Source organism: Plantactinospora sp. B6F1 (assembly GCF_040120695.1).
Taxonomy (GTDB): Bacteria; Actinomycetota; Actinomycetes; order Mycobacteriales; family Micromonosporaceae; genus Plantactinospora.
In genome coordinates, this window is the sequence record NZ_JBEEAC010000060.1 from 1 (window position 1) to 12535 (window position 12535).

Below are 12535 nucleotides of genomic sequence, written 5' to 3' on the forward strand. Positions count from 1 at the left end.
CAGACAACGACTACGAGCCTGCCAGCAACAGACCCATCTCCTCGCCGGCTTCTTCGTCAACACCGGCATGACCCTCGACCCCGAACCACCGTGACGACCCGAACGTCAGCCTTTCAACCTCTGTAGCAATCGCCCGGGTTACGGCAGCTCCGGGCCGCCGTCGAGGAGCTCGATCAGCAGGTCGCCGTACTCCTCGATCCGCTCCAGCACCTCGACGGCGGGGAACTGGCGGACGGCGCCGGCCTCCCCGTCGGCGGCGGCCTGCACCTCGGCCCAGGTCAACGGGGTGGAGACCGACGGCGTCGGCTGGGCCCGCAGCGAGTAGGGCGCCACCGTCGTCTTCGCCGCGTTGTTCTGGCTCCAGTCGATGAAGATCTTGCCGGGGCGGAGCCGTTTCGCCATCTGCGCGGTGATCGACTTCGGTGCCTCCCGGGCGAGTTCCCCGGCGATCCGGCGGGCGTAGTCGGAGACGACGTCGGCGGACTGCCGGCCGGAGACCGGGCAGCAGAGCTGCATGCCCTTCTTGCCGGAGGTCTTCGGATAGCTGGCGACGCCGTCGGCGGCGAGGCGTTCCCGGAGCAGCAGCGCCACCTGGCAGCACTCGACCAGTCCGGCCGGGGCGCCCGGGTCGAGGTCCATCACCATCAGGTCCGGGTGGGCGTCGACCTGCCACTGCGGGGTGTGCAGTTCCAGGGCGGCGAGGTTGGCCAACCAGACCAGGGTCGGCAGGTCGTCGCAGACGACGTAGTCGAGCATCTCCCGGCCCTTTGTCGAGCCGGGGGCGGGCAGCGTCTCCAGTCGTACCCAGTCCGGGGTGCCGGCCGGGGCGTTCTTCTCGAAGAAGGAGTTGCCGTCGACGCCGTTCGGGTAGCGGATCCGGGTCAGCGGCCGGTTGCGCAGGTGCGGCAGGAGGGCATTCGAGATCCGGGTGTAGTAGTCGATCACCTCACCCTTGGTGAACCCGGACGCCGGATAGAGCACCTTGTCCAGGTTGGACAGCTCGACGTTGCGGCCCTCGACCTCGACCCGTACCCGCTGCTCACGCGCCATCGACGTCCGCCACAGTCTTGTCGGTGCGCAGCCGGCGGATCCGGGGGAACCGCAGCCGGCCGTCCGGCGTGCGCTGGCCGTACTTCACCTCCACCACGATCTGAGGGGTTACCCAGATCGCCCCCCGGGCATCCTCCCGGGGCACCGGGGTCACGAACGGCGAGCCGGCGGCGCGCAGCGGCTCCAGCACGGCGAGCAGTTCCCGCTCGGTCGCCGCGCCGATCCCGCCGCCGACCCGACCCCGGTAGACGAGCCCGCCGTCCGGCGCCGGCACCCCGACCAGCAGCCCACCGATCCGGCGTACGCCGGGCCGCCAACCGCCGACCACGAAGTCGTCGGTGACCTCCAGTTTCACCTTCACCCAGTCCGGCGACCGGAGCCCGGCCCGGTAGACCGCGTCGGCCCGTTTCGACACCACGCCCTCCAGCCCGTGCTCGCCGGCCGCCTGGTAGGTGGCCCGGCCGTCCGGGAAGACCGGCGGCACCGCCCAGCGCGGACCGCCCAGGCCGAGCGCCTCCAGCGCCTCCCGGCGACGGCGGTAGGGCCACCCGGTCAGGTCCGTGCCGTCCCGCCGCAGCAGGTCGAAGACCATGTACGTCACCGGCAGGCTCGCCGCCAGCCGGGCGGCCCGGGCCGGTTCCCGGACGTGCATCCGCTCGGCGAGCGCGGTGAACGACGGCTGTCCCGACTCGGTCAGCACCACCACCTCGCCGTCGAGCACCGCGTCGGCCAGCCCTCGTTCGGCGAGCTGCGCCCGCAGCCCGGCCAGCTCCGGATAGGCGGCGGTGATCTGCACCCCGGAGCGGGCGTAGAGCCGCAGCTCACCGCCGACGAAGTCGGCGATCGCCCGCACCCCGTCCCACTTGAACTCATGCACCCAGCCGGGGCCTGCGGGCAGCTCCCCGGTAACCGCGAGCATCGGCTTGACCGGGGTGCCGGGCACGATCCTCACTCTAGGTCCACGCCGAAACGCTGGCGCCCGGTTCGATCCGGTGCGATCCTGGATCGAACCGGTCGTCCGCACCGGCAACGGCGGGGGTACCGGCTGCTCGGGGGCACTTTCACTCGACGGGGTGAATATCCGCCCGGAGAGGGGAAGGTACGAAGATCATGCGGGCTATCTGGCGCGGCGCCGTCTCGTTCGGGCTGGTCTCCATCGGCGTACGGGTCTACTCGGCGACCGAGGAGAAGGACATCCGGTTCCATCAGGTGCACCGCACCGACGGCGGCCGGATCCGTTACAAGCGGGTCTGCTCGATCGACGGCGAGGAGGTCAGCTACGACGACATCGCCAAGGGGTACGACATCGGCGGCGGCGAGATGGTCATCCTCACCGACTCCGACTTCGCCGACCTGCCGCTGAGCACCTCGCACGCGATCGACGTCCTGGAGTTCGTCCCGGCCGAGCAGGTCGACCCGATCCTCTACAACAAGGCGTACTTCCTGGAGCCGGACGGTGCGGCGGCCAAGCCGTACGTGTTGCTCCGGGACGCGCTGACCGACTCGGAGCGGGTGGCCATCGTCAAGGTGGCGCTGCGGCAGCGGGAACAGCTCGCCACCCTGCGGGTCCGAGAGGGCGTGCTGCTGCTCAACACCATGCTCTGGCCGGACGAGATCCGCCGCCCCGACTTCGGCTTCCTCGACGAGGACATCAAGGTGCGCCCGCCGGAGCTGGCGATGGCGAGTTCGCTGATCGACTCGATGGCCGGCGAGTTCGAGCCGGACATCTTCACCGACGACTACCGGGCCGCCCTCCAGGAGGTGATCGACGCCAAGGTCGAGGGCCGGGAGGTGGTGCAGCCGGAGGAGGTCGAGGAGGCACCGGCGGCGGCGGTCGACCTGATGGCGGCGCTGCGCGCGTCGGTGGACCGGGCCCGGGCCGCCCGGGGCGAGGAGCCGGCCGGGGCCGGAGCCGGCCAGCCGACCCCGATCTCGTCGGCCAAATCCGCGAAGGCGGCGGCGAAGGCGGCGAAGAAGGCCACCGGCGCGAAGAAGGCGGCCAAGAAGACCGCGGAGAAGTCCACCGGGGCGAAGAAGGCCGACGGGGACAAGAAGGCCGCGACCAAGTCGGGCACGGCCAAGAAGGCCGCGCCGAAGAAGGCCCCCCGCAAGTCCGCCTGAGCCCCGCTACCGGACACCCCTTCCGGGCGTCGGTACCGGGGGCTCAGTACGCCGGCGGCACGCCGAACGGGTACGCCACCGGCGGCGCGCTGCCGTGTCGCTCGGCGCAGTAGGCGGCTCGGGGTCCCGGCCCGGACAGCGGCGGGACGTAGCTGGTCAGCGTGGCGAGGCCGGTGGCGATCGCCACCGCGCCGGACTCGATGTCGAGCTCGACCAGGGTCCGGGCGAAGGGGGTACGCGCATCGGCCAGCCGGACTGCGTTGCGCCACGCCTGCTCCCGCCAGCCGACCAGCAGCCCGAGGGCGGCGCTGGTGGGGATGCCGGTGTCGAAGCCGGCCCGGTCGAGCCGGGCGATCAGTTCGGCGAGCAGCGGGTCGATCACCGCGGCCAGGATGTCGTTGACCCTGTCGTGGTCGGGTTTGCGGCTGCTGCCGTCCGGTGCGATCAGCCCGACCCGTTCGAGCACGTACGGCAGGTCCCGGTTGATGTGCGCGTTCATCCCGAGCAGCAGGTCACCGGCGCCACTGAGCCGGCGGGACCGGGCCGCGTCCAGGGCGACCAGCCAGGCGCCCGGTACGGCGGAGCGCCGCCCGGCGGCCCAGTCGTCGTACGCCCGGTAGTAGTACTCGGCGAAGAGCCCGCCCTCCCGGTTGACCCAGGCGTTGTCGGCGAAGTATCCGTCCTGGTCCCGTCCCCACTTGAAGCCCTGGGTGGTGCGCAGGTAGGCGAGCGCGAAGGTGGCGTGGTGGTCGCAGGACGACCCGAGCACGGCGAACCGGTCCCGGAGTCGGGCGATCGTGTCGTCCACGCAGCCGGCGCCGCCGTCCGGGCAGGTGTCGGGGACATCGGCCCTCGCCGCCGCACCGGCCGCTGGCGACGATGCGGCGGCGACAGGCGGGGCGGGTGGTAGCGCCCCCGTCACGCCCAGCGTGGCCACCAGCAGAGCCCGCGTCACCGCCCGCCGTCCCATGTCCGCCCCCTCAGATGATGATCGGCATCAATTCCAGTCATCATTCCCAATCTGAGTGACCAGTCAGGAACATTGGTCTGATACCCGACTCGACCAGCGAAAAGAGCCGGACTGGCCGCTATCCTCGCGGCCAGTCCGGCTCTGTCTCGTCGGCGGATCCCGCTCAGCGGTTGCCGAGCACCGCCGACAGCCGTGCCGGCGAGCACCGCCCTGACCGGCCGGGCCGATCACCACGATCGTTTCAATCCCGACCACGGCGGGCCGGCGCCGGGCGGCTGGGGCAGGATGGAGCCGTGGTGGATGCGGTGGTCTTCGACCTGGACGGCGTACTGGTGGACTCCGAACCGGTCTGGGAGCGGGTCCGGCGGCGCTACGTCGACACGTCCGGCGGCCGGTGGCAGCCCGACACCCAGCGCCGGCTGATGGGGATGAGCACCGGCGAGTGGGCCCGCTACCTCGGCGAACTCGGCGTACCCGGCAGCCCGGAACAGATCGCGACCGACGTCATCGACGCGATGGCCCGGGAGTACCGGAGCCGCCTGCCGGTCATCGACGGCGCACCCGAGGTGGTCCGCCGGCTCGCCCGGCACTGGCCGCTCGGGCTGGCCAGCTCGTCCCCACGCCGGCTGATCGACGTGGCGCTGACCGCGATGGGGCTGGCCGAGCAGTTCCGGGTGACGCTCTCCACCGAGGAGGTCGCCCGGGGCAAGCCGGCGCCGGACGCGTACCTCGCGGTCGCACAGCGCCTCGGCATGCCGGCCGATCGCTGCGTCGCCGTCGAGGACTCCAGCAACGGGGTACGCTCGGCCGCCGCCGCCGGCATGCGGGTGGTGGCGATCCCGCACGGGTCGTACCCGCTCGACCCGGACGCCGAACAGCTCGCCGCGGTGGTCCTGCCGCACGTCACCGACCTCACCGAGGACACGGTGCCGCCGACCCTGTCCGACACCGGACCCGACCGGACGGCGTAGCGGAGACACCTCGGCCCGGCCTCGACGGCGAGTCGCGCCAGCCACGACACCCGAGCGCCGAAGTGCCGGCCGCGGCGCCGGCTCCCCCTGCTGGCCCCGCTACCGCCGTTGTCAGCTTTCCGACCGGTCGGGCCGGTGAGCCAGGCCGCTCCGACGCACTGCCGCGCCGGGCGGGGGTGACCGGGGACGGACCGCCCGGCCGGTGAAACAGCGCCTGACAACGGGGTTTGTGCGGCGTACCGCCGGGTCTGCCGGGAGTGTGCCGTGCCCCCACTGCCACCAGGGAAAACGCGAGCAGAATCCGCGTACCACTCCGCTGCGTATCAGATCTGTTGCTCTAGGTGATTGTCTGCGTAACATGCCCGAGGAGCAGGGCCCCGACCGGCCGACCGGGTCCATCGGACGTGTGACAACCCCATCGATCAGTGAGAGCGGTCAACGGTATGCCAACTTTTCGATCGACGCTGCGCCGCGCGTTCCACCAGTCCGGTGCGCAGCACGTCCGCCGGGCCGCCCACCGGATCGCCCTCCGCACCCGGGCAGGTGCCTTCCGCAACGAGATCGGCGTCGTACTGCACGCCGATTACACCGACATCAGAGGCACCGAACTCGCCGTCTACAAGGGGAACCTCGATCGCAAGGCGGTCGCCGCCTGGCGGCGCCTGGTCTCCGAGACCCGTCCCACCGTCGCGATCGACGTCGGCGCGAACTACGGCGAGGTGGCCTTCTCGACCTGCTACTACGGGCTCCGGGAACTGCATCTCGTCGAACCGAACCCCGCCGTGCTGCCCTGGCTGCGCAAGACCATCGCGGCGGCCAGGGGCGACTATCCGGGTACCGTGCTGCACGCGGGCGCCGCCAGCGACCGATCCAGCATCGCCCGGCTCTACCTGCACGAGCACACCGGCGTCGCGTCGCTGCGGGTACACAACGACCGGGGCGTCGAGGTGGAGTGCTTCCGGCTGGACGAGCGGATCCACCTCGGCGACGACGACTCACTGCTGTTCAAGATCGACGTCGAGGGTCACGAGCAGGCCGCGCTGGAGGGGATGGCCGGGCTGTTGCACCGCCGACGGGTCGCCGGCATCTGTGAGATCCTCCACGCCGACGACGACCTGCTGAAATACCTCTGCGCCAACTTCGCCGTCGCCCTGCAACAGGCCGGCCGGGAGCAGCCGGTGGACGAGTCCCAGTTGCGCGACACCGTCGCCCGGGCCAGGGAAACCGGCTGGGGCGACCTCAGCAAGGACGTGGTACTCCGCAGCCGCTGACCCCTGGACCGCACGGGTCGCGGCGGCTACCCGACGCAGACGAACTGCGGATCGGCCCAGACACCGACCGCGCCACCGGACGGACTGCTGGTCACCAGGTCGACGAAGCTGGCGCTGGCGATCGCCACGTCGATCTGCTCGGCGCTGTCCGCCCGGCTGCGTACGCCGGACTCGAAGACGGTCACGTCGTCCGCGCGTACCGCGAAGGCGACCTCGACGTCGTCGGCGCCGACGTCGATCACGGCCCGGAGCCGCTCGCAGCCGGCCGGCGGCTGCACCCGGACCCGGCTGGGCGCGGCGGTGAGCACCGCACGCGGATAGACCTGGCCGTGCACGGTGACCGACCCGGGCGCCGAGTCGGGCGGCGGGGCCGACGACGGCCACTCCGAACTCCCGTCCAGCAGCATCGGCAGGTCGGAAAGGTGGTAGGTGACCTCGGCCGGAGACGCCCCGACCTGACTGCGGGTCGTCACCCCGGGCCACAGGTTGAGCGCCATCACTCCCAGACCGACGGCGAGCACCGCGACGGTCGAGGCCATCGCCCGGTGCCAGCGCCGCGCCGCCCGGACCGACCCCGCCGGACGCGCGGGCGCCGGGCTCGGCCCGGACGGCGCTACCCCGACCGCTGCCGCGGGTATCCCGGCGGTGTCCCGGCCACCCGCACCAGCACCCCGCCACCCGCTCCGATCGAGGCCGGCGGGCACGCTGGACGCGGTGGCCCGTCGGGGCGGGCTGACCCTGGCCGGGACCAGCGCCGGCCGGCGCCGAGCGGCCAGATCCTCGATCCAGCCGAACATTGCCACCGCCACGGCCACCAGCAGCCAGACGGCGGCCAGCCGGACGGTGACGGTCTGCACCCAGCCCGAGACGGCCAGCGGTGCGACCAGCACCCCGGCCAGTACGCCCAGCGGCAGATGCCACAGGTAGATGGTGACCGCCCGGGCGTTCAACAGCTCGACCAAGCGGTCCAGCAGGCGGATGCGGCCCAGCCAGTCGAGGCGCGGCCGGAACCGGAGCACCGCCGCGACGAACGCCATCGACCACAGCGTGTTGCCACCCGCGATCCGGTTCAGGTCGTAGCTGCCGGTCGACCAGGCAACCGCCAGTACCCAACCTGCCCCGGTGACCGCGAGCAGCCCGACGGCGAGTGCGTACCGCCGGGCGGGTATCCGGCGCAGCAGCCCGTCGTGGTGCGCGAAACCGAGCAGCCAGCAGGCCAGGTACGTGCCGACGTTGGTGGCCTGCTCGTTGAAGTACCCGCCGATGTTGACGATCTCAAGCCGGAAGGCGATCGGCAGCGCCACCGCCACCGCCAGGCTGTACCAGGGCCAGCGACGGAACGCCGCCAGCAGAGCCGGCGAGAGCAGTACCAGCCACAGATAGGTGACGATGTACCAGAGCACCACGTTGTAGGCCCAGGCCCACGACTGGCCGCCGACCGGCGGGGTACGGGCCGGGAAGATCCACCAGACCAGTTCGCCCCAGCCGAGTTGCGCGGCCGGTGCCGTACGCCAGCCGGTGACCAGCAGCAGCGTGACCGCCACCACCCCGAATCCCCACAGCGGGGGCAGCAACCGGCGCAGCCGTCGCCCGACCGCGCCTCGGCCGGTACGGTCCAGCGAGCCGGCCATCAACGAGCCGGCGAGCGCGAACATCAGCCCCATCGCCGGGAACAGCACGGTCAGCCAGACCCAGCCGAGCACGTGGTACGTCACCACCCGGACCAGCGCGGCCGCCCGCCACAGGTCCAGGTACCGGTCCCGACCACCGACACGAGCCCTCGACGATCCGCCACCCGGAAACGGTCCGCCCCCCGAAGACGAGCCGCCACCCGGGAACGGTCCGCCCCCCGAAGACGAGCCGGCCCCCGAAGACGAGCCGGCACCCGAAGACGAGCCGCCGCCAGGACCGGCCGTCGGCGCCACCGCCGGACCTGCCGTCGGTACGAACGCAGCCGGCACCGCAGGCTCGGCTGAGGTTCCCATCGGCGTCTCCACGTCCCAGGTCGGCGGGCCGGCGCTCTCGACAGACGGACCCTTGCCCACCAGTCCTACCCGACAAACCTGAATGATTCCTGACCGGGCTCCCGCAGCGTGTTCCCGGCAACGAAAGCTCTGCGATCCACCCGTTCGGGCAGCAAGATGGTGATCAGACGTATCGCGTGCGGAACCCCGTCGGCCGGCAGGTCACCAACGCCGAGGATCGGCGGACCGGGGCGGCCGGGCCGGCGGATCGAGACGAGAGGTGGTCAGGCGTGGCAGCTCCGGAGAGGTCGACGATGAAGGCGGCCGTCTACCAGCGCACCGGCGATCCCTCCGTGCTCAAGGTGGTGGAGCGGCCGGTGCCGGAGCCGGGCCCGGGCGAGGTGCTGGTTCGGGTCGCCGTCTCGGGGGTCAATCCCACCGACTGGAAGTCGCGGCAGGGCGACGGCTCCGGCACGCCGCCCCGGCACGGCTGGCAGATTCCGAACCAGGACGGCGCCGGGATCGTCGAATCGGTCGGTACCGGTGTCGACGCGAAGTTGACCGGCGAGCGGGTCTGGATCTGGGAAGCGGCCTGGCAACGGCCGTGGGGCACGGCAGCGGAGTACACCGTGGTGCCGGTCCGCCAGGTGGTACGGCTCGGCTCGGCCCCGTTCGACCTCGGCGCGGCCCTCGGCATTCCGTTCATGACGGCGCACCGTTGCCTGACGGCCGGCGAGACGATGCCGGACCGGCTCGACGTCGGCGCGCTCACCGATCGCACCGTGCTGGTCCAGGGCGGGGCGGGCGCGGTCGGCAACGCCGCCATCCAGCTCGCCCGGTGGGCCGACGCCACCGTGATCGCCACGGTCAGCAGTGCCGAGAAGGCCCAGCTCGCGGTCGCGGCCGGCGCATCGCACGTGATCAACTACCGGGAAGAGGACGTGGTCGCCGAGGTCCGGAAGGTCGCGCCGAACGGGGTGGACGCGATCGTCGAGGTCGCCGCCGCCAGCAACGCCGAGATCGACTGCCAGGTGATCGGCGCCAACGGCGCGGTCGCGGTGTACGCCGACGACGGCGGCGACGCCCTCACCCTGCCGGTACGCCCGATGATGGTGCCGAACGTCCGCTGGCAGTTCGTACTGGTCTACACCCTGCCGGCGGTGGCCAAGGCGCAGGCCGTGACGGACGTCGCCGCCGCCGCGTCGTCCGGCGTACTCCGGATCGGCACCGAGGCGGGACTGCCGCTGCACTATTACCCGCTGGACGAGGTGGCCCGGGCGCACGCCGCCGTGCAGGACTCGGCGGTGGGCAAGGTGCTCGTGACGACCAGCGAGTCCTGACCGTCCCTGCCGCCGCCCACGGCACCCACACCGGCCGCCGCCACGGCACCGCCGGGGTCACCTACCGCACGGCCGAAGGTCACCTACCGCACGGCCGGAGTCCGCCTACCGCACCGCCGAGAGTCGCCTACCGCACGGCCGGGGTCCGCCTACCGCACGGCCGGGGTCCGCCTACCGCACCGCCGAGAGTCGCCCACGGCACCCGCCGAGGGTCGCCTACCGCCCGGCCGGGGTCCACCTACGGCACCCGCCGAGGGTCGCCTACGGCACCGCCGGGGTTGTCTACGGCATGAGGATGATCTTTCCGCGCAGCCGTCCCGCCTCCACCAGCCGGTGCGCGTGGGCCGCCTCCGCCAGCGGTAGCGAGGCCGCGACCCTGGTCCGCAGCCGCCCCGTCGCCACCTCGGTCATCAACTCCGCCAGCATCGGCGGGTCGAGCTGGACCAGGACCGTCTCCTGGCGTACCCCGCGCGGCGGATCCAGCGGCGGGACCGGCCGGGTCGTCACCAGCTTGCCGCCGTCGGCGACCGTGGCTGCGGCCGACGCGCCGACCGGCACCGCGTCCAAGACCGCCGGGACCGGTCCAAGCTGGGACAGATCGGCCGAACGGGGCACCACCTCGGCGACGCCGAGACCGCGTACCCACTCCTCGTCGTCGGAACTGGCCACCGCGAGCACCCGGTGGCCGGCCCGGACCGCCAACTGTGCGGCGAACCCGCCAACCCCGCCGCTGGCGCCGGTGACCAGAATCGTCGACCCGGAGGCCGGTACCGCCGATCCGGATGCTGGCGACAGCATCTCCAGTGCCTGCCGGGCGGTCAGCGCGTTCAACCCCACGGTCGCCGCCTCCGCCGCGTCCAACTCGTCCGGTACGGCGACCAGCCAGTCCCGCTTGGCGACCAGGAACTCGGCGTACGCCCCGACGGCGCCCCGGGTGAGATACCACGGCACCATGCCGGCGACCTGGCTGCCGGGACGATGTTCGGTGACCCCGTCCCCGACCGCCACCACGTCACCGGCGAAGTCCCAGCCGAGCAGGAACGGTGGCTCGACCGGACCGCCGGGGATCCGCCCGACCCGGGCGGCCATATCGGCGGGGTGCACCGCCGCCGCGCGCACCCGGACGAGGATCTCGCCGGGGCCGGCGACCGGGTCCGGTCGCTCGACCACCCGCAGCACACCGGGACCGCCCAGTGCCGTCACCGCCACCGCTCGCATCGCCAGCCCCTTCCACGTGGCCAACATCCTTCCCGCCACGACATCCCGTTGGCAACGGCTCAGATCCGTTGGACCGTGGGCTTCCGCTGCCCCTCTGGGGGCAGCAACAGCACACGATCCGCCGGGACCCACCCGGGTTGTCCACAGGGGGCGGGGTGGGGGTGGAGAGCGGGGGGTTGGGGCGGGATAGTCGGCGGATGGCGGGCTGGGCCAGCTTCCTGAACCGCGTCGTCGTGCAGGAACGCTGGCGGGTCCCCCGCCGCCACCGGCCGAAGCGGGAGGTCCGTGATGCGGCGGGGCAGCGGGGGGGCGTGCTTGACGGGCGGCGGGCGAGCGTGCTCGGGCGGGGCAGCGTGCTGACAGGCGGCGGGGCAGCGTGCTGACAGGCGGGGCAGCGTGCTGACAGGCGGCGGGGCAGCGTGCTGACGGGCGGGGCGACGTGCTGACGGGCGGCGGGGCAGCGTGCTGATGGGCGGGGCGACGTGGTGACAGGCGGGGCAGCGTGCTGACGGGCGGGGCGACGTGGTGACAGGCGGGGCAGCGTGCTGACGGGCGGGGCGACGTGGTGACAGGCGGGGCGAAACGGCGCCCGGGGCTGCGGCGCGAGACAGTGCCCGGGCTGCGCCCGCCGCCGCCACCGGACGCGGACGAGCTGACGTACCTGCGCTGGCTGCAGGACGACGTACTGAGCCGGCGGCAGGCGCTGCGGCAGCTGTCGGCCAAGGCACTGCGCCATCGGCTGACGACCGGCCGGTGGCAGATCATGTCCCCGGGCGTCTACCTCGCGCACGACGGCCCGGTGACCCGCGAGCAGCAGCGCTGGGCGGCGGTACTGGCAGCGGGCGCCGGACGACGAGCCGTGCTGGCCGGACTCTCCGCGCTGGAGGTACTCGGGATGCGCGGCTACCACAGCGCGACGCTGCACGTCCTGATCCCCGCACATCGGCAGGACCGCGATCCTCCACCGGGCGTCGTGGTGCACCGTACCCGACATCTGAGCGCCGCCGACGTCCACCGGTTGGGCCAGCCGCCGTGCACGATGCCGGCCCGGTCGCTGCTCGACGCGGCGCAGTGGGCCGCGGACGACGAGCGGGCCCGGGCGATCATCGCCGCCGGTTTCCAGCAGCGGCTGGTCGACGGTCCGGAACTGGACCGCGCCCTGGCCCGGCTACCCCGGCTGCGTCGACGCGGTCTGATCGTGGCGGCGGCCGCCGACGCGCGCGCCGGGGCCGAGTCCGTCGCCGAGTCGGACCTGCTCCGACTCTGCCGGCGGGAGGGCCTGCCGACGCCCAGCCGGCAGGTGCGGCGTACCGACTCGCGGGGGCGGCGCCGCTATCTCGACGTCTACTTCGAAGAGTGGAAGGTGATGGTCGAGATCGACGGGGCACAGCATCTGGAGGTACGCCACTGGTGGGCGGACATGCGCCGGCAGAACGACCTGTGGATCAGTGGCATCCGGATACTCCGCTTCCCCGCCTGGCTGGTACGGGACCGCCCGGCCGAGGTGGCCGGGTGGCAGTTGCCCGAGCGGTGGGCGTTCGTCGACGCCGTACCGAAGACCTCGGTGGGCAAGTTCGACAAGAAGCGGATCCGCGCCGACCACGCCGCCGGTGCCCTGGACGTGATCGAG

9 protein-coding genes and 1 pseudogene are annotated in these 12535 nt (G+C 72.7%); 5 read left to right on the forward strand and 5 right to left on the reverse strand.

Annotated features, from left to right (window positions below; all coding sequences use genetic code 11):
• Window positions 1-138 precede the first annotated feature (138 nt).
• Together ligD (ABNF97_RS33330) and ligD (ABNF97_RS33335) are read right to left on the reverse strand one after the other, a co-directional pair.
• Window positions 139-1050: a non-homologous end-joining DNA ligase gene (gene ligD, locus ABNF97_RS33330; protein WP_349340989.1), complete on the reverse strand. Its 912-nt coding sequence runs from the start codon at window positions 1048-1050 to the stop codon at window positions 139-141.
• Entirely contained in the window at window positions 1040-1993 is a 954-nt protein-coding gene (ligD, locus tag ABNF97_RS33335) for a non-homologous end-joining DNA ligase (RefSeq protein WP_349340990.1), read from the reverse strand. The genes ligD (ABNF97_RS33330) and ligD (ABNF97_RS33335) overlap by 11 nt, the downstream gene beginning before the upstream one ends.
• Window positions 1994-2160: 167 nt before the next feature.
• Here ligD (ABNF97_RS33335) and ku point away from each other — a divergent pair, with 167 nt between their 5' ends.
• Window positions 2161-3171: a non-homologous end joining protein Ku gene (ku, locus tag ABNF97_RS33340; protein WP_349340991.1), complete on the forward strand. Its 1011-nt coding sequence runs from the start codon at window positions 2161-2163 to the stop codon at window positions 3169-3171.
• A gap of 43 nt (window positions 3172-3214) precedes the next feature.
• Here ku and ABNF97_RS33345 read toward each other — a convergent pair whose 3' ends face one another.
• Window positions 3215-4126, reverse strand: a complete 912-nt coding sequence (locus ABNF97_RS33345; RefSeq protein ID WP_349340992.1) for a DUF5995 family protein — start codon at window positions 4124-4126, stop codon at window positions 3215-3217.
• Window positions 4127-4434: 308 nt separating this feature from the next.
• Between ABNF97_RS33345 and ABNF97_RS33350 the strand changes: the two genes are divergently transcribed.
• Together ABNF97_RS33350 and ABNF97_RS33355 are read left to right on the forward strand one after the other, a co-directional pair.
• On the forward strand, window positions 4435-5112 hold the full coding sequence (locus ABNF97_RS33350; RefSeq protein WP_349340993.1) for an HAD family hydrolase: 678 nt from the start codon (window positions 4435-4437) through the stop codon (window positions 5110-5112).
• Between the two features lie 443 nt (window positions 5113-5555).
• Window positions 5556-6383: an FkbM family methyltransferase gene (locus ABNF97_RS33355; protein WP_130461706.1), complete on the forward strand. Its 828-nt coding sequence runs from the start codon at window positions 5556-5558 to the stop codon at window positions 6381-6383.
• Window positions 6384-6409: 26 nt separating this feature from the next.
• Here ABNF97_RS33355 and ABNF97_RS33360 read toward each other — a convergent pair whose 3' ends face one another.
• Entirely contained in the window at window positions 6410-8368 is a 1959-nt protein-coding gene (locus ABNF97_RS33360) for an acyltransferase family protein (RefSeq protein ID WP_349340994.1), read from the reverse strand.
• A 293-nt stretch (window positions 8369-8661) separates the two neighbouring features.
• On the opposite strand from ABNF97_RS33360, the gene ABNF97_RS33365 reads away from it, so the two are divergent.
• The gene (locus ABNF97_RS33365; RefSeq protein WP_130465776.1) at window positions 8662-9687 is read left to right on the forward strand and encodes a zinc-binding dehydrogenase; all 1026 of its coding nucleotides are present in this window, start codon (window positions 8662-8664) and stop codon (window positions 9685-9687) included.
• Window positions 9688-9969: 282 nt separating this feature from the next.
• Here ABNF97_RS33365 and ABNF97_RS33370 read toward each other — a convergent pair whose 3' ends face one another.
• Window positions 9970-10932, reverse strand: coding sequence for an NADP-dependent oxidoreductase (locus ABNF97_RS33370; RefSeq protein WP_349340995.1), 963 nt, complete (start codon window positions 10930-10932; stop codon window positions 9970-9972).
• A gap of 1012 nt (window positions 10933-11944) precedes the next feature.
• On the opposite strand from ABNF97_RS33370, the pseudogene ABNF97_RS34420 reads away from it, so the two are divergent.
• Window positions 11945-12379, forward strand: a pseudogene (locus tag ABNF97_RS34420) (DUF559 domain-containing protein); the annotation flags it as partial.
• Between the last annotated feature and the right edge of the window lie 156 nt (window positions 12380-12535).

Coding starts and splice junctions, on each gene's coding strand:
- ligD (WP_349340989.1), bottom strand. CDS start 1,050: ATGGCGCGTGAGCAGCGGGTACGGGTCGAGGTCGAGGGCCGCAACGTC.
- ku (WP_349340991.1), top strand. CDS start 2,161: ATGCGGGCTATCTGGCGCGGCGCCGTCTCGTTCGGGCTGGTCTCCATC.
- ABNF97_RS33355 (WP_130461706.1), top strand. CDS start 5,556: ATGCCAACTTTTCGATCGACGCTGCGCCGCGCGTTCCACCAGTCCGGT.
- ABNF97_RS33360 (WP_349340994.1), bottom strand. CDS start 8,368: ATGGGAACCTCAGCCGAGCCTGCGGTGCCGGCTGCGTTCGTACCGACG.
- ABNF97_RS33365 (WP_130465776.1), top strand. CDS start 8,662: ATGAAGGCGGCCGTCTACCAGCGCACCGGCGATCCCTCCGTGCTCAAG.
- ABNF97_RS33370 (WP_349340995.1), bottom strand. CDS start 10,932: ATGTTGGCCACGTGGAAGGGGCTGGCGATGCGAGCGGTGGCGGTGACG.